This window comes from Muriicola jejuensis (genome assembly GCF_010671595.1).
In the GTDB taxonomy this organism is placed as follows: Bacteria; Bacteroidota; Bacteroidia; order Flavobacteriales; family Flavobacteriaceae; genus Muriicola; species Muriicola jejuensis.
This window is the reverse complement of sequence record NZ_JAABOP010000001.1, coordinates 1433190-1450093: the sequence shown is the minus strand read 5'-3', so window position 1 is coordinate 1450093 and position 16904 is coordinate 1433190. Positions and strand designations below refer to the sequence as shown.

At 49.2% G+C, this 16904-nt stretch carries 17 protein-coding genes; 10 read left to right on the top strand and 7 right to left on the bottom strand.

What is annotated here, in order from left to right:
• Positions 1 to 3: 3 nt before the first annotated feature.
• From GWK09_RS06355 to pheS, 9 genes are all read left to right on the top strand, one after another.
• Positions 4 to 1050, top strand: coding sequence for a VWA domain-containing protein (locus GWK09_RS06355; protein ID WP_163692149.1), 1047 nt, complete (start codon positions 4 to 6; stop codon positions 1048 to 1050).
• Positions 1043 to 1846: a tetratricopeptide repeat protein gene (locus tag GWK09_RS06350; RefSeq protein ID WP_239530704.1), complete on the top strand. Its 804-nt coding sequence runs from the start codon at positions 1043 to 1045 to the stop codon at positions 1844 to 1846. Before GWK09_RS06355 ends, GWK09_RS06350 begins: the two co-directional genes overlap by 8 nt.
• A complete protein-coding gene (locus GWK09_RS06345; RefSeq protein ID WP_163692147.1) occupies positions 1846 to 3630 on the top strand; it encodes a BatD family protein in 1785 nt (594 codons plus the stop codon). The genes GWK09_RS06350 and GWK09_RS06345 overlap by 1 nt, the downstream gene beginning before the upstream one ends.
• A gap of 1 nt (position 3631) precedes the next feature.
• Positions 3632 to 4390 carry a tetratricopeptide repeat protein gene (locus GWK09_RS06340; RefSeq protein ID WP_163692146.1) on the top strand — a complete coding sequence of 253 codons (759 nt, stop codon included), beginning with the start codon at positions 3632 to 3634 and terminating at the stop codon, positions 4388 to 4390.
• A gap of 46 nt (positions 4391 to 4436) precedes the next feature.
• The gene (locus tag GWK09_RS06335; protein WP_163692145.1) at positions 4437 to 4748 is read left to right on the top strand and encodes a hypothetical protein; all 312 of its coding nucleotides are present in this window, start codon (positions 4437 to 4439) and stop codon (positions 4746 to 4748) included.
• Between the two features lie 68 nt (positions 4749 to 4816).
• Positions 4817 to 6397, top strand: a complete 1581-nt coding sequence (locus GWK09_RS06330; RefSeq protein WP_163692144.1) for a SulP family inorganic anion transporter — start codon at positions 4817 to 4819, stop codon at positions 6395 to 6397.
• Between the two features lie 20 nt (positions 6398 to 6417).
• Positions 6418 to 7044, top strand: coding sequence for a carbonic anhydrase (locus tag GWK09_RS06325; RefSeq protein WP_163692143.1), 627 nt, complete (start codon positions 6418 to 6420; stop codon positions 7042 to 7044).
• Between the two features lie 100 nt (positions 7045 to 7144).
• Complete coding sequence (locus tag GWK09_RS06320) at positions 7145 to 9022, top strand: SulP family inorganic anion transporter (protein WP_163692142.1); 1878 nt, start codon at positions 7145 to 7147, stop codon at positions 9020 to 9022.
• 85 nt (positions 9023 to 9107) lie between these two features.
• Positions 9108 to 10127, top strand: a complete 1020-nt coding sequence (gene pheS / locus GWK09_RS06315; protein ID WP_163692141.1) for a phenylalanine--tRNA ligase subunit alpha — start codon at positions 9108 to 9110, stop codon at positions 10125 to 10127.
• Positions 10128 to 10130: 3 nt separating this feature from the next.
• On the opposite strand, the gene GWK09_RS06310 is transcribed toward pheS, so the two are convergent.
• From GWK09_RS06310 to GWK09_RS06300, 3 genes are read right to left on the bottom strand one after another with little or no spacing between them, the layout of a single operon-like run.
• Positions 10131 to 10634 carry a YciI family protein gene (locus tag GWK09_RS06310; protein WP_163692140.1) on the bottom strand — a complete coding sequence of 168 codons (504 nt, stop codon included), beginning with the start codon at positions 10632 to 10634 and terminating at the stop codon, positions 10131 to 10133.
• A complete protein-coding gene (locus tag GWK09_RS06305) occupies positions 10619 to 11095 on the bottom strand; it encodes a CYTH domain-containing protein (protein ID WP_163692139.1) in 477 nt (158 codons plus the stop codon). Before GWK09_RS06305 ends, GWK09_RS06310 begins: the two co-directional genes overlap by 16 nt.
• Positions 11088 to 11756 (bottom strand): NAD(P)H-binding protein, encoded by a 669-nt coding sequence (locus tag GWK09_RS06300; RefSeq protein ID WP_163692138.1) that lies wholly within the window; start codon positions 11754 to 11756, stop codon positions 11088 to 11090. The genes GWK09_RS06305 and GWK09_RS06300 overlap by 8 nt, the downstream gene beginning before the upstream one ends.
• Positions 11757 to 11784: 28 nt before the next feature.
• Between GWK09_RS06300 and dinB the strand changes: the two genes are divergently transcribed.
• The gene (gene dinB / locus GWK09_RS06295; RefSeq protein ID WP_163692137.1) at positions 11785 to 12882 is read left to right on the top strand and encodes a DNA polymerase IV; all 1098 of its coding nucleotides are present in this window, start codon (positions 11785 to 11787) and stop codon (positions 12880 to 12882) included.
• Positions 12883 to 12886: 4 nt separating this feature from the next.
• Here the strand turns inward: dinB and pyk are convergent, their stop codons facing one another.
• The 4 genes from pyk to fabF all read right to left on the bottom strand — a co-directional run bounded on the left by pyk (position 12887) and on the right by fabF (position 16883).
• Positions 12887 to 14329, bottom strand: a complete 1443-nt coding sequence (pyk, locus tag GWK09_RS06290) for a pyruvate kinase (protein ID WP_163692136.1) — start codon at positions 14327 to 14329, stop codon at positions 12887 to 12889.
• A 3-nt stretch (positions 14330 to 14332) separates the two neighbouring features.
• Positions 14333 to 14779, bottom strand: a complete 447-nt coding sequence (locus tag GWK09_RS06285) for an IPExxxVDY family protein (RefSeq protein ID WP_163692135.1) — start codon at positions 14777 to 14779, stop codon at positions 14333 to 14335.
• A gap of 108 nt (positions 14780 to 14887) precedes the next feature.
• Positions 14888 to 15625: a ribonuclease III gene (gene rnc / locus GWK09_RS06280; RefSeq protein WP_163692134.1), complete on the bottom strand. Its 738-nt coding sequence runs from the start codon at positions 15623 to 15625 to the stop codon at positions 14888 to 14890.
• Between the two features lie 7 nt (positions 15626 to 15632).
• Positions 15633 to 16883, bottom strand: a complete 1251-nt coding sequence (fabF, locus tag GWK09_RS06275; RefSeq protein WP_163692133.1) for a beta-ketoacyl-ACP synthase II — start codon at positions 16881 to 16883, stop codon at positions 15633 to 15635.
• Between the last annotated feature and the right edge of the window lie 21 nt (positions 16884 to 16904).

Below are 16904 nucleotides of genomic sequence, written 5' to 3'. Positions count from 1 at the left end.
ACCGTGATACAGATAGATCAAGCTACTTATTTCTACCTCTTCCTCCTCTTTCCGGGAATGGTCCTGCTGTATCTCGTATTGCTGTACTGGAAAAAGAGGACCCAGCGCAAATTCGCGGATCCGGAACTGCTCAAAAAACTCGCCCCGGCCCGTTCGGGATTTAAAAGCGTTCTAAAACTTATCGTACTCCTGCTGGGACTCTCCGGACTGATCCTGGGGCTGGCCAACCCCAAGATAGGCACGAAACTGGAGACCGTAAAAAGGGAAGGGGTCGATATCGTCTTTGCCATCGATGTATCCAAAAGCATGCTGGCTGAAGACATAGCCCCTAACAGGCTTGAAAAAGCAAAACGGCTGGTCTCTGAGATCATCAATCAACTCGCCAGCGACCGGATAGGCATCATCGCCTATGCCGGACAAGCGGCTCCTCAACTGCCCATCACCACGGATTACGCCGTGGCAAAGATGTTCCTGCAATACCTGAACACAGACCTGCTGTCGTCTATGGGAACGGCCATCGATGAGGCCATTAAACTGGCCACGACCTTCTACGACGACCAGGAACAAACCAACCGGGTCTTGTTCATAGTATCGGATGGGGAAGACCACAGTGACGGTCTTGCCATAGATGCCGTAGACCTGGCGGTCGAGCAAGGGATCAAAGTATTTACGATAGGCGTTGGGAAAGAAAAAGGAGCTCCTATCCCCATCAAGAGAAATGGGATCACCCAGGAGTTGAAAAAGGATAGCCAAGGCGAGGTGGTCATTACCAGACTACATCCCGAGATCCTGGAGGAAATTGCCGATAAGGGAAATGGAGCATATATTGACGGCTCCAATACAGAAAAAGCCGTAGAAGAGATCAAGGATGCGCTCAACCAGATAGACAAGACCGAATTTGAGGCAAAGCAGTTTGCAGATTACAAGGATCAGTTCCAGTGGTTTTTGGGCGCAGCCTTATTCTTCCTATTTTTAGATGTCTTTTTACTGGAGAGAAAAACAAAATGGCTCCAAAAGTTGAACCTTTTTAATGAAGAAGATCATGAATAAGCTGTTTTTTTTACTCGCGCTGGGTATGATCTCTTCTGCTTTCGCTCAGGAAGAGAAGGCCAGGGAATCCGAAAAGGCTCTGAAGAATTCCCTGAACCTGACCTGGCAAGCGAACGAGGAACTGTCTGAGAACGAATTTGTAAAAGCCGAAGCCGATTACCGCAGGGCCATCTCAAAAAGCGGGGAAAACGCCATAGCCCCTTACAATCTGGGTACTGCGTATTACAAAAAGGAGAGTTTGGAAGAGGCTTTTGGCCGGTTCAAGCAAGCAGGGGAGATCGCAGGGGAAAAACCGGAAAAACACAAGGCATTCCACAACATGGGTAATGTCTTTATGAAAAACGAGGAGTATGAAAAGGCCGTCGAGGCCTATAAGGAAGCCCTCAGAAATAACCCGTCTGACGAGGAGACCCGATACAACCTCGCACTGGCAAAAGCACTGGCTAAAAAACAGCAAAATCAGCAGAAGGACGGGGAAGACGAGAAAAAGGACCAAAAAGAAAAGGAAGACCCGCAGGAGCAGGAAAATAAAGAAGACCAGCAAGACCAACAGGAAAAGGAAGGAGGAGACCAGGAAAAGGAAGACAATAAGGAAGGGGAAGGAGAGGAGAAAAAGGAACAGCCCAAACAAGGGGAAAAGCCCGAGGAGAAGAATCAACCCAAACCCAATCAGCTTTCCCCCCAACAGATAAAGAACCTGCTGGAGGCCATGCAGAATGAGGAGAACAAGGTGCAGGAGAAGATGAATGAAAAAAAGGTAAAGGGACCTAAAAGCAAGAACGCAAAAGACTGGTGATGAAACAGACCGTACTACACAAGGTTCTGGTGATCTTGTTCCTGTTCGGAGCCATGATCGGATTCGCACAGGAGGATGAGGCCGTGGAGTTTGAAACTAATCTGAGCAAAGAAAAACTCGGATTGAATGAACGCCTGCGTGTGGAATTCACCATGAACCGGGATGGGGATAACTTTACCCCTCCCAATTTCGAGGGATTCAGGGTCCTGATGGGGCCTTCCCAAGCTATCAGTTCTTCGTGGATCAATGGGGTTAAAAGTTATTCCAAGACCTACTCCTACACCCTGGCCCCCACTCAGAGAGGGGTGTTTACCATCAATCAGGCGACCATTGTCATTGACGGGATTACCTACAAGACCACCCCAAAAAAGGTGGAGGTGACCGCGGCGGTCGACAAGCCCAGTGACCAGCTCACGGCGGATGACATCGCCGATCAGAACCTGCACCTTGTGGCCGAGGTCTCAAAATCCAATCCCTACATGAATGAGGCGGTGAGCGTGGTTTACAAACTATACGTGAGCCCTACGATTAATGTGTCTAATTTCCGCCCTCTGGACAACCCTACTTACAACAACTTCTGGAGCCAGGATATTCCGGTTACCTCTTATAGTGTAAAGAATGGTACCTACGAGGGGAAATCCTACCGCTACGTGATATTGAAACGCGTGGTCCTCTATCCTCAGAAAAGCGGGGCCCTTGAAATTGAGCCCCTCTCACTGGAGATCACCCTGGACGTACCCACTAACCGGAGGGATTTTTTCGGGCAGCCTATCTATACCCAGACCAATAAGACCGTATCTGCCGGAAATAGGACCATAGAGGTACAACCCCTTCCCCAGGAGGGGCAACCCAGCGATTTTAGTGGGGCAGTGGGAAGCTTCCGCTTTCAGGTAACCACGAGTAAAAGCACGCTGAAGGCCACTGAATCCCTGCAGGCCGTCGTGGAAGTGGAAGGAAATGGGAACCTCAAACTCTTCCAGTTACCCGCCCTCGAAATGCCGGGTTCCCTGGAAGTTTACGAGCCGGAGTACAACGAAAACGTGAGGACCACCCTCTCGGGAATGCAGGGGAAGGTGAGCAACAACTATACGGTGGTGCCTTCATTCAAAGGCAACTATCCCATACCCCCTATCCGCTTCAGTTATTTTGATCCCGAGGATGAGACCTATAAAACACTGTCTTCGGAGGAGATCAATATTGAGGTGACCAGCGGACCCCTGGAATCCTCAGGGGGTAGCATTCCCATCGCTTCCAACAACAAAAGGCCGGTACAGGCAACAGGGAGCCAGTTCCACTTTATAAAATTATCTCCTGATCTGACCCCCAGGACAGAGACTCCGTTCTTCGGCTCTCTGAACTACTACCTCTTTTTCCTGAGCCCGCTTTTGATCATTCCACTCGCCATCATCTTCGGCAGGAGAAGAGAAGCAATTGCAAGCGATGTCGCAGGAAGGAAGATCAAAAGGGCCAATAAGCTCGCGAGGAAATACCTGTACAAAGCCAGGAAGGCCATGGGAGAGAAGGACGAATTCTACATAGCACTGGAAAAAGCGCTCCACAACTATCTCAAGGCCAAACTGAAGATAGAGACCACCGAGTTCAGTAAGGAAAAGATCGAAGCTCTCTTCACAAAAAAGAAAGTCGATGAACTTGCCACAGACGGTTTTATTTCCCTTCTCAAGAACTGCGAAATGGCGAGGTACAGTCCCTTTTCACAGGTGCAGATGCAGCAGGATTACGACAAGGCCATCGAAGTCATCTCATCCCTCGACAAACAATTGTAATATGAAAAAGCACATTCTTCTATTGTGGTTATTCGTTGCCTCGTTCTGTTATTCCCAGAATGAGGTGTTGTTCGAAGAGGCGACCAAAGCCTATAACGAAGGCGACTATGAACTGGCCATCGAGAACTATCAGCATATCCTCGAGAGCGGGTCTCACTCACCAAGCCTCTATTTCAATCTGGGCAATGCGCACTATAAACTCAAAGAAATAGCGCCCTCTATCTATTATTATGAAAAGGCCTTGTTGCTGGATCCCAACGATACGGAGATCAGGGATAACCTCAACTATGCCCGGCAGATGACGATCGATGAGATCGAACCCATCCCTCAAAGCGCGATGACAAGGATCACCTCCCGGGTGATGAATATCATGACCTATGATCAGTGGGCCTATACCTCAATCGTTCTTATGATCCTTTTTGTCCTGCTGTATATAGCCTTCTATTTCTTCAGGTTTGCGGATAAAAAAAGACTGGCGTTTATTGGAAGCATGGTCTGCCTTTTTCTCACGGTCATGAGTGTGACCCTCGCCGTTCTGCAATACCAGGAATACAGGGATACCCGGCCTGCGATCATTTTTGCCCGGGAAACAGCAGTGAAAGAAGAACCCAACAACAGGAGCACTACCCTTTTCACCCTCCACGAAGGAAGCAAGGTTTTTGTAGAGGAGACCCTGGAAGACTGGAAGAAGATCAGGTTGTCCGACGGCAAGAACGGGTGGATCCCAGCCTCGGATATGAAGGCTTTGAAAGACTTTTAGTTTACTTTTTACTTGGAATTGATAGTATTCCTTTTATTTTTGGGAAATGGAGCTAAAAAAAATCAGATCTGGTCTCGTCGTGTTCGTCAGTGTCCTTTGGCTTCTGTCGATCACAGCTCCGCCTATTCTTCAATTACTGGATGAGAACAGCCCTGGTATAGCGTTTAATTTGAACGAAGAGGAGTCTAAGGAACAGGAAAAAGTGGATCATTCTGAAGAGACCCTCTTCTCCCTGCCCTTTAGCCTCAGAAACGGATTATCTTCACTCTATTCAGAGCACTCGGCCTGGAACACTAATGAAACCTTCCGTGCCATCTATCTGGAAATAAAGCTCCCCCCTCCCGAAGAACTTTCCTGACCGCCTGAATTCTACATTATTTAATAACTCCCCGTACCGGTCTGGTACAGGAACAAACACATTCTCTTATGTTCAAAACACTTAAAAATGATTTGCCGGCTAGTATCGTAGTCTTCTTTGTTGCCCTTCCTCTCTGTTTGGGGATAGCTTTGGCCAGCGGGGCTCCCTTGTTCTCCGGACTGATCGCGGGAATTGTAGGAGGCATTGTAGTGGGTTCCCTCAGTGGCTCCACCATAGGGGTAAGCGGTCCCGCGGCAGGTCTGGCGGCTATTGTTCTCACCGCCATAGGCGCCCTGGGGGGATACCAGAATTTTCTATTGGCGGTGGTTTTGGGTGGTATGATCCAATTGCTTTTCGGGTTGCTGAGAGCGGGAATTATAGGATACTACTTTCCATCTTCCGTGATCAAAGGGATGCTCACTGGGATAGGTATCATCATCATTCTCAAACAGATCCCGCATTTCTTCGGATATGATGTGGACCCCGAAGGAGATCTGGCATTTGTACAGGTCGACGGGGAGAATACATTTTCGGAAATCTTCAATGCACTGCGATATATTAGTCCGGGGGCTACGGCAGTAGCCATCCTCGGGCTGGGAATACTCTTGTTATGGGACAGGGTTCTGGTAAAAAAAGCCAGATTCTTCCAGCTCATTCAGGGTCCTCTAGTCGCGGTGATTACCGGTATACTTTTTTTTGTGCTCACGAAGGGACATCCCTTCTGGGGGATTACCACAGATCACCTTGTAAAGGTACCCATACCCGATGATGCAGCGTCATTCCTGGCACAGTTCAGTTTTCCTAATTTCGGAGTGATCACACAGCCAGAGATCTGGATTACCGCCTTCACCATAGCTCTTGTGGCCAGCCTGGAGACTTTGTTGTGTGTGGAGGCTACGGATAAACTGGATCCCGAGAAGCACGTGACCCCCACCAACAGAGAACTCCTGGCACAGGGTACAGGAAATATCATTTCCGGTCTGATAGGCGGTTTGCCAATCACTCAGGTGATCGTCCGAAGTTCGGCCAATATACAGTCGGGGGCAAAATCCAAGATGTCTGCCATTATCCATGGATTTTTATTGCTGATCTCCGTAATCCTGATCCCAAGGTTGCTCAATATGATCCCTTTGTCAGTACTGGCAGCAATCCTCTTCATCGTAGGGTATAAACTCGCCAAGCCTGCACTGTTTAAGAAAATGTACGCCCTTGGCTGGAAGCAGTTCATCCCGTTCACGGTCACCGTCCTGGGGATTATATTTACCGACCTCCTCGTGGGGATTGGACTGGGACTTGGCGTGGGGATCGTCGTGATCCTGATCAAGAGCTATCAGAATTCCCATTTTCTTCACATACAGGACAAAAGCAATGGTTTTCACAAGATTAAAATGACCTTTGCAGAAGAAGTGACCTTTTTTAACAAAGGGGCCATCCTTAAAGAATTAGAAGGTCTCCCTAAAGATACTTATCTTGAACTGGATGTGCGAAATACCCGCTATTTGGATAACGATATTATCGAAATTCTCGAGGATTTCTCTTATAAAGCCAAAGAAAGGAATATTCACATTACCCTGATATCTGAAAAAGGTATCATCAAAGATCCAGATAGTTTTATCAAATTCTTTACACTCAGACCCAAAACGGCATAACAACCCCTAATAAGCGACAGATGAAAATAGAAGAAGTTTTTAAGAACAACGAAAAATGGATCAGTGAAAAGCTCAAGACAGATTCCCGATTCTTCGACGAAATGGGAAAGGGTCAAAACCCTGAAATGCTCTATATCGGATGTTCGGACAGCCGGGTCACGGCTGAAGAGGTCATGGGGCTGGGGCCCGGGGAGGTCTTTGTCCACAGGAACATTGCCAATATGGTCATCAGCGTGGATCTGAACGTCATGTCTGTGGTAGAATACGCCATACAACACCTGAAAGTGAACCATGTAGTGGTATGCGGGCACTACGGCTGTGGAGGGGTGAAGGCCGCCATGCAGTCGGCAGACCTGGGCGTTCTCAACCCCTGGCTGCGCAATATAAGGGATGTATACCGCATTCACAGGAAAGAGCTCGATTCCATTTCAGATGAAGAGAAAAAATACGAACGGCTGGTGGAGCTCAACGTGCAGGAACAGTGCGTGAACCTCATCAAAACAGCGGCCGTACAGAAAGCCTACCGGGACCGAAACTTAAAGGTCTACGGCTGGGTCTTTGACATACATACAGGGAAACTGGTAGACCTAAGGATCAATTTTGAGGACATCCTCAAAAACATTATGGAGATCTATCATTTGGACTAAATGTACTTTTCCCACAAATTCATGAAAGCCAGTATATTTTACTGGCTTTTATTTGCTTAAATAAGAGTATCTTAGAAGGAACAACCGATCCAAACCTCTTATGAAAGCTCTATTCACGCATTTTCGGGGCGATCTCCTTGGGGGGATCACCGCCGGGATCGTGGCCCTTCCGTTAGCCCTGGCCTTCGGAGTTAGTTCAGGCCTGGGGCCCAGTGCCGGATTGTACGGCGCTATTTTCATAAGCATCTTCGCAGCCCTTTTTGGGGGCACACCCACTCAGATATCCGGGCCTACTGCGCCCATGACGGCGGTGAGTATGATCGTGATCGCCGGTATTATTGCGGGCTATGACGGCAGTGTGGAAAAAGCTCTTCCTGCCATCCTTACAGTGTTCCTCCTGGGGGGGCTCATGCAGATCGGGCTCGGTCTGATCGGCATTGGCAGTTATATACGGTATATCCCATACCCCGTCGTGTCCGGGTTTATGACAGCCATCGGCCTCATCATCATTATCACACAATTACTCCCTGCCCTGGGATATTATCCCAAAGAAGATGAGAGCTACGTAAAACCCTTCACTCCGGAAGCAGAGGAACTGATCCTGGAAAATATCCTTAGAGAAGAAGCAGGAGAGGGGATCCTGGTCCTGGAAGATTTTAAGGAGACCATCTCCAGGGCCGGAGAGATCACGGATGAGGAGATCCTCAAGGAGGCACAGGTTCTGGCTGCGAAGGAAGCTTCCGGAGTGATTGGCGCCATCTCCGTTCTTCCCAGGGCGCTCCGCAATATAGATTTCATCGAACTCATCCTCGCACTGATCACAGTTGGGATCATCTTCGGCTTAAAAAAAATCACCGACAAGGTGCCAAGTACTCTGGCTGCCCTGATCCTGGTCTCAGGAATAGCGTATGGTATTGGTCTGGATTACCGTCCTATAGAGACCATCCCCGAAGGATTTCCCGTACCAAATCTCGGAATTGTAACCCAGTTCAGGCTTACCTCAATTACCCCTTATGTCTTCACGGCGCTTACCCTTGCCCTGCTGGGATCCATAGACTCCCTCCTCACCTCCGTAGTGGCAGACAACATGACCAAGACCAGGCACAATCCCAATAAGGAACTGGTCGGACAGGGAATTGGCAACAGCGTTGCAGCCATCTTTGGAGGAATCCCCGGAGCCGGAGCCACTATCAGAACAGTGGTCAATATCAATGCCGGAGGGAAAACCCGGTTATCCGGAGTCATCTCGGGCATTCTCTTATTGATTATCCTACTTGCCTTAGGGCCGGTGGCCTCACAAATTCCGGCAGCAGTACTGGCAGGTATACTGATCACCGTAGGGATCAAGGTGATGGATTACAAAGGTTTAAAAGCCATTCCCAGCCTTCCCAAGGATATGGTGATAGGCCCTGTTAAATTGAGTTCTGAGGTCATTATTATGCTAGTGGTCCTGGTATTGTCGACCATATGGAACCTCGTTTACGCCGTGGGAATCGGACTCGTGATCGCTTCCCTGATGTTTATGAAGAAGATTGGTGACCTCACGGCCAAACGTTCGGAGATCCGCTCGGCGGGAAGTGAAAAGGCCTGGGCCGATGAGAAAGGATTTCCGGATTCACTCAAGGAAAAAGTCTTTATCAAGCACATTAAAGGGCCTTTGTTCTTTGGTACTACCAGTGATTTCCAGATGCTGGCTGACCAGATCCCGGAATCGGCCACCACGGTCATCATACGCCTGGGCAGGATGCAGTATATGGACCAATCAGGACTCTACGCCATGGAGGACGTACTCCAGGACCTGCGTTCTAAAAATATCCGTGTCCTGTTTGTCAGGATCCTGGACCAGCCCCGGTATATGATGGAGCGAATAGATATTATCCCGGATCTCATCCCCCCTGAACACATTTTTGATACATTCGGACAGAGCGTAAAGTTTGTGCTGAAAAACCCGGTCCCATCTCTGCAGCCCTCGGGTTGAACTCCTTGATGGAATCTTTGTAAGAACGAGTGGCGGAAAACAAAAAACCCCTATTTTTGAACGCGGGAAACCAAGTCTGCCTAAAATGATCGATCAATTAAAGGAACATATCAGAGAGGTTCAGGAATTCACTGCCACCTCCGAAGAAGTTGTTGAGGAATTCCGGATAAAGTACCTCGGGAAAAAAGGGATCCTGAACCATTTTTTCAGCGAATTCAAGAAAGTTCCTAACGACCAAAAAAAGGAATTCGGCAAGACCATCAATGAATTGAAGGTCCTGGCCACCGAGAAGGTGAGTGCACTCAAGGCCAGTCTGGAAGAGAGCGTTACCCGAAAATCCGTTTATGGCGACCTCACCCGCCCGGGGGAACCGCTGGAATTAGGTTCCAGGCACCCTATCTCCATCGTGAAGAACCAGATCATCGATATCTTCAGTCGAATTGGTTTCAATGTCTCCGAAGGGCCTGAGATCGAAGACGACTGGCATAACTTCACCGCCCTGAACCTCCCGGAGCACCATCCGGCCAGGGACATGCAGGACACATTTTTTATTCAGACCAACCCGGACCTCCTCCTAAGGACCCATACCTCCTCTGTACAGGTGCGCTATATGGAGACTCACAAGCCCCCCATCAGGACGATATCCCCCGGCAGGGTCTACCGCAACGAGGCTATTTCAGCCCGGTCTCATTGTTTTTTTCACCAGGTAGAAGGCCTATACATCGATAAGGACGTCTCCTTCGCCGATCTCAAACAGACCCTGCAATTCTTTACTACCGAGCTTTTCGGGAAGTCGAAGATCAGGCTAAGGCCTTCCTATTTTCCTTTTACCGAACCCAGCGCTGAAGTGGATGTGTATTGGGGCCTCGAATCCGAAACGGATTACCGTATGACAAAGGGCACCGGATGGCTGGAGATCATGGGCTGTGGCATGGTAGATCCCAATGTACTCGACAATTGCGGTATCAGTTCCAAGGAGTATTCCGGTTTCGCTTTCGGGATGGGTATAGACCGTATTGCCCTATTGCTGCATCAGATCTCGGACATCCGCCTTCTGAGCGAAAATGACCTGCGATTCCTCGAGCAGTTCAAAAGCGCTTTTTAATCCCTATCTGAGGGGAAAACCCTTGGCAGCCCACCAGGGATGGACCTCAATGACGAGTCGGCCTGCTTTTACCATAGGATCCGAATTGGCCAGGCTATCGGCCATCTCCAAGGTGGGAGTATTGTAGATTGTAATACCCCTGATCTCCCCGTCGTCCCCGAAAGGCCCTGAAATGTCTGCGTAGCCCAGATCGTACATCCGGCTGAGGTGCTCCAGGTGTAAGGCCTGTAAACTATCTGCCTCTTCCTTGCTTTTAGATCTGGTAGGACCCTTCTTTAAAAAGGCAATAAAATACTGCTGCATCAGGACCGTGTCTGCTGTCTTTGGATCTATATAATCGAAGATTTCATATCCTTTATCCACCAGGTTCTGCTTTACCTGTGCAAGGGAAGGCCGAGATTCCTCATGGGTATCTGCGTGTGGTTCCTTTGGGCTTTTTCTCTCAGCGCAGGAACTCATTAATATAAGAACGAGGATCAGGCAGAACAGTTTCAGACATTTTTCCATGTGGTATACGGCTTTTTGCTAAGCTGGGAATTGTAGTATTTTGGTTCACCTGTTACTTCATCCCCCAGCCAGTCTGGTTTTAGAATAAACTCATTGATTTCATTCATTTCGATCTCGGCGACGACCAATCCTTCATTCTCTCCTGCAAACTCGTCGACCTCAACCAGGTGTTCTCCGCTCCTGACCAGATAGCGCACCTTGCGTATCACTCCGGGTTCGCAGATCTCCAGAAGGGCCCTGACCTCCACGGCCGGTATTTCCCTTTCCCACTCAAACCTGGTGATCCCTTCCGCATCCGTCCTTCCCTTTACCGTTATAAAACCCTTGTTACCGCTCAGGCGCACCCTTACGGTCCTGTCTGGGTGGGTGTTGAGGAACCCCTGAATAATCTCCTTCTTGTCAAAGGCCTCCATTCGGTAAGCATCGGACTTTACCAGAAACTTTCTTTCAATCTCAAGCATTAGCCAGGCTTTTTATGGTATCAGATTCTATCCTCTTAAATTCATAGTCGTTGTTGGCAAGCCAGATCATGGCCCTGGCGATCTCCTCGGCCTTTATGGACCTGTACTTTTTCAGAGGTCCGATCAGCAAAAGGTCCAGCACCTTAAAAAGCTGCTTTGCGATCCATTCCCCGGGCCTGCTTTCATCCCTTTGCCCACTTATCAACGCAGGCTGAAGTATAAAGATTCGCTTAATCCCTCTATTCAAAACCGCCTTTTCCATTTCCCCCTTGGTACGGTTGTAGAAGACCCGGCTCCTGGGATCTGCCCCCAGGGCAGATATGACCAGGAAGGTTTCTATACCGTTCTCCCTGCACAATTGTGCAGCGGCCACTGGGATGCCGTAATCGATGGCCCTGTACTTTTCCTTATCGGGGGTACGAGCTTTGGTCGTGCCTATACAGCAAAAGACCTCATCTGCTTTAAAGGACAACCTGAACTCGGAGAGCTTTAAGAGATCCCCCTTGTGCACTTCCAGTTTGGGATGGGAAATATCCAAAGGGGAACGGGAAAAAACCCTGATCCGTCCATACCTCGTGTCGGAGAGGAGATTTTCCAGCAATCTACCCCCAGTCAATCCTGTAGCTCCCAAAAGTATAGCGGTTTTAACGGCCTGGTCCATAAAACTAAGATATGACTTAAATTTGTTTATGTCTTTCGAATTTCCCATCCGCAAAATAATCCATGTGGATATGGATGCCTTCTATGCATCCGTAGAGCAGTTAGACCATCCGGAGTTGAAAGGAAAGCCCATTGCGGTTGGAGGAGGTGCAAAAAGAGGGGTTGTGGCTGCCGCCAGTTATGAGGCCAGAAAATTCGGGGTGAGGAGTGCCATGAGTGGCGTTTTGGCCGCCAAGTTATGCCCTGAACTCATTTTTGTAAAACCTCGGTTCGACCGGTATAAGGAGATCTCCTCCAGGATCCGGTCTATCTTCTTTGACTACACAGACAAGGTGGAACCCCTTTCCCTGGATGAGGCTTATCTGGATGTAACGAGTAATATGGCGGGCAATCCCTCCGCCTCCCTGATCGCCAGTGAGATCCGCAGACGTATTTTCGAGGAAGTCGGCCTGACGGCTTCAGCAGGTATCTCGGTCAATAAATTTATAGCCAAGGTAGCCAGCGATATCAATAAACCCAACGGGCAGAAGACGATAGAACCGGAAGAAGTGATCCCATTTCTCGAAGACCTGGACATCAGGAAGTTCTACGGTGTGGGCAAGGTGACCGCAGAAAAGATGTATCAGCTGGGGATCTTTACAGGAAAGGATATGAAGGATAAAAGCCTGGAATTCCTGGAAGAGCACTTTGGCAAGAGCGGGATCCACTATTATGAAGTGGTCCGGGGGATCCATCGCAGTGAGGTCAGGTCTCACCGCATTCCCAAATCCCTGGGGGCCGAACGGACATTCAGCGAGAATCTGAGCAGCGAGGTATTCATGAAAGACCGGCTGGGACTCATCGCCGAAGAACTGGCCAGGAGGGTTGCAAAAGCGGGCACCTCCGCCAGAACGGTTACCCTAAAGATCAAATACAGTGATTTTACGCTGCAAACCCGAAGCAGGACCCTTCCTTATTTCATCTCAGACAAAGACCTGATCCTGGACACCGCCCTGGATCTGCTCTACCAGCAGCCCCTGGACAATTCGGTCAGGCTTTTGGGGATCTCCTTGTCTAACCTCAGGGGAAAGGACGCTTCTCACGAGGGGGAAAAGAGTGTTTCTGTACAGCTCAGACTTGAGTTGTAATCCCCTAAAAACTACAGGAATCGATTTCTGTGACCCTAAGGGTGTTCACCATTCCCTTGGCTTTGATGGGCATGGCCGCCAGGCTGATAAGCATATCCCCGGCTTCCAGGAAACCTTTTTCACAGGCGATGCGGTTCACATCCTCTATGGTCTCATCGGTAGACACGAATTTGTCGTAATAAAAAGCCTTAACTCCCCACAGCAGGTTCAGCTGGGTGAGGATCCTCTTATTGGAAGTGAAAACCAGGATATGTGCACTGGGTCTCCAGGCAGAGATCTGGAAGGCCGTATATCCGCTATTGGTCAGGGTCGATATCGCTTTAGCCTTGATCTCATTGGCCATGGTGGCCGCGTGGAAACAGACCGCTTTGGTGATGTATCGCTTAGTCCTGATATGGGGTGGTTCCTGGGGCACTTTGATAAGCTCAGATCCCTCTACGCTTTGCAGAATACTCGACATTTTCTCTATAACCTGTACGGGGTAATTCCCCACCGAGGTCTCCCCGGAGAGCATGACCGCATCGGCACCGTCCATAACGGAATTGGCCACATCGTTCACTTCAGCCCGGGTGGGCGTAAGGCTGGTGATCATGGTTTCCATCATCTGAGTGGCTATGATCACTGGTATTCTGGCCCTTTTGGCCCTTAGCACAAGTGTCTTCTGGATCAATGGTACTTCCTGGGCAGGTACTTCAACCCCCAAATCTCCCCTGGCCACCATGAGTCCGTCGCAGTAAGATACGATCTTGTCGATGTTCTCAACGGCCTCTGGTTTTTCGATCTTGGCCACGATGGGGATCTTGTGCTCGGAGTGTTCCTCGATCAGGTTCTGCAGGTCGATGAGGTCCTGACTATAGCGTACAAAGCTCAATGCGATCCAGTCTACCTTTTGGGAAATGGCGAAGATCGCATCTTTGATGTCCTTTTTGGTCAGGGCGGGAAGCGAAATGTTCGTGTTGGGCAGGTTCACCCCTTTTTTGGATTTCAGCGGCCCTCCCTGGATCACCCTGGCCTGTACTTCATCTTTCTTGTTGGTGGCAAGCACCTCGAAGATCAGTTTTCCGTCATCGAGGAGGATCCTTTCTCCCGGATTTACATCCCTGGGGAATTCGCTATAGTTCATATAGACTTTTTGGGAATTGCCTTCAAAAGGCTTTCCCGTCTTAAAGGTGATCTCATCCCCAGGGGCCACCACCACTTCCCCGGCCATTACTCCTACCCGGAGTTTTGGTCCCTGAAGATCGGCCAGGATGGCCGTGTATATGCCCAGCTCATCGTTGAGCTCTCGGATCATTTCAATACGCGCCTTAACATCGTCATAATCCGCATGGGAGAAGTTGACGCGAAACACATCAACCCCGGCCTCAATCATTTTCCTGAGCGTTTCCTTGTCACTGCAGGCAGGTCCAAGGGTAGCTACTATCTTTGTCTTCTTCTTGTTCGGCATTCTCTAAAAAATTAAGTTGGTCTTCGACTTCAGGCTCACTGTTTCAATGACATAGGCCGTAATAACACCGGGAATGGTTTTGATCTTTGAGATCACCTCCGCATTCAATGCATCCTCTTCTGTTTTTAGCAGGAAGTTCACTCCTTTGTGTTCGGGCACCAGGGGATGGTTCGAAAAAGAAGGTTCTTCCGGAAAAAGATCATCCGAATGGCCCCTGTGCATCGTTATACATGAATTGGTCAGGAGCGACCAGTTCCGGTCATACAATTCATCCTTCCATTCAAAATACGGGTAAAAGATCCCGGAGGTAAAAGAAAGATCCTCTACGGCCCTCCTGAGGTTGAGTTTCAGGATTTTGTTAAGGGCGTAGACCAGGGAGTAGTCCTCCAGGCCGGTGTGAATCCCTGCCAGCGCAAACTCCTCAGCATAAAAATCTTCCAATATCCGCATGCTTGACCCCATAAAAAAGCCTAAGATGTAAATATATAATTTATAACGTTATTCACCTAGTCAGTTCCCGGTGAAATAGGAGCGCACATCTTTTCTCAATGGAAAGGATCAGGAATTTTCTATTTTGTGCTGCAGGGCAAAAAAGGCTCTTTTTGAGGCCTTTTCTTCTGCCTTCTTCTTGGAGGTGGCCCGGGCCTTGGCCACCTGTTTGCCGTTGATGGTCAGCCTCACCCCAAAGTGTTTCAAAGGATCGTTCCCGTTGTCTTCGTACACATCGTATTTGAATTCCTTCTTTTGTTTCTGGCACCATTCGATCAGAAGGCTTTTGTAACTGATCACTTTGCCTTCCAGCTGTTCGATGTCGACGTAGGGTTCTATCACCCGTTCCTGAATGAACTTTTCACAGTACTTATACCCTTTGTCGAGATAGATGGCCCCGATCAGGGCCTCAAAAACGTTCCCGTGGATATTGTCTCCAAAATGGGATTTTGGGATCTTTGTTTCTACAAAACGTATGAGGTTCAGGTCCTTCCCCAGTTCATTGAGGTGCTTCCTGCTTACGATCTTGGATCGCATTTTTGTCAGGTAGCCCTCATCCCCTCCAGGAACTTCGTTGTAGAGGTGTTTGGAGATAATGGTTCCCAGCATGGCATCCCCCAGGAATTCCAGGCGCTCGTAGTTCATCGGATTGCCCTTCTTATCTTTTTGGTTGGCGGAACGATGCAGGAACGCCTTTTTATAGATACTGACATCCTTTGGCTTGAAGCCCAGTACTTTTGATATCCCTAAAAAAAAATCCCCATCCTTTTTAGAATGGGAATTGAAGATATTTGAGGGAAAATTCATCCGGCGTCTAACTTATTTTTTTAAAGATCACGCAGGCGTTGTGCCCGCCGAATCCGAAGGTATTGCTCATGGCCACCTTTACATCCCTGGGTTGTGCCTTGTTCAGGGTCAGATTCAATTTTGGATCGATATTATCGTCTACGGTGGAATGGTTGATCGTAGGCGGTACCAGACTGTGCTTCATGGCCAGGATGGAGGCGATGGCCTCTATGGCCCCTGCCGCGCCCAGCAAATGGCCCGTCATGGATTTCGTCGAATTGATATTGATATCAGGTGCGTGTTCTCCGAATACCTGGGAGATCGCCTTCAGTTCGGCCACATCCCCCAGAGGTGTAGAAGTTCCATGGGTATTAATGGCATCTATTTCTTCGGGTTTCATGCCGGCATCACGAAGGCAGTTTTCCATCACGCGGACCACACCGATCCCATCGGGGTGAGGAGCTGTCATGTGGTAAGCATCGCTGGACATCCCTCCGCCGACCATCTCGGCGTAGATCTTGGCGCCCCTGGCTTTGGCGTGCTCGTATTCTTCCAGGATAAGGGCACCTGCGCCTTCCCCCAGGACGAATCCGTCTCTGGTGGCGTCAAAAGGCCTTGAGGCCGTTTCCGGGCTGTCGTTTCGGGTGGAAAGAGCATGCATGGCGTTAAAGCCCCCCATACCGGCCATGGTCACTGCAGCTTCGCTTCCTCCGGTCACAATTACGTCACAATATCCCAGTCTGATGTAATTAAGGGCATCGATCATGGCGTTTGCCGAAGAGGCGCAGGCCGAAACCGTCGTATAGTTGGGACCCATGAACCCGTGCTTGATCGAGATATTCCCCGGGGCGATGTCTGCGATCATCTTGGGGATAAAAAAAGGATTGAATCTGGGAGTTCCATCCCCCTTGGCGAAATCCATCACCTCGTTCTGGAAGGTCTCCAGACCCCCGATCCCGGCTCCCCAGATTACGCCTACCCTGAACTTGTCCAGCGCATTCAGGTCGAGACCCGAATCTGCAATAGCCTCATCTGAGGAAACCAGGGCGTACTGAGTGAATCTGTCAAGTTTTCTGGCTTCCTTCCTGTCAAAAAAATTCTGAGGATCGAAATTTTTTAGCTCACAGGCGAACTTGGTCTTAAATTTTTCGGTATCGTAGTAAGTAATAGGTGCAGAACCGCTTTTCCCTGATTTGAGTCCTTCCCAGTATTCCTCGAGGGTATTCCCAATGGGCGTTAATGCGCCTAATCCGGTGACTACTACTCGTTTTAACTCCATAGAACCATTTTTTATGAGAGA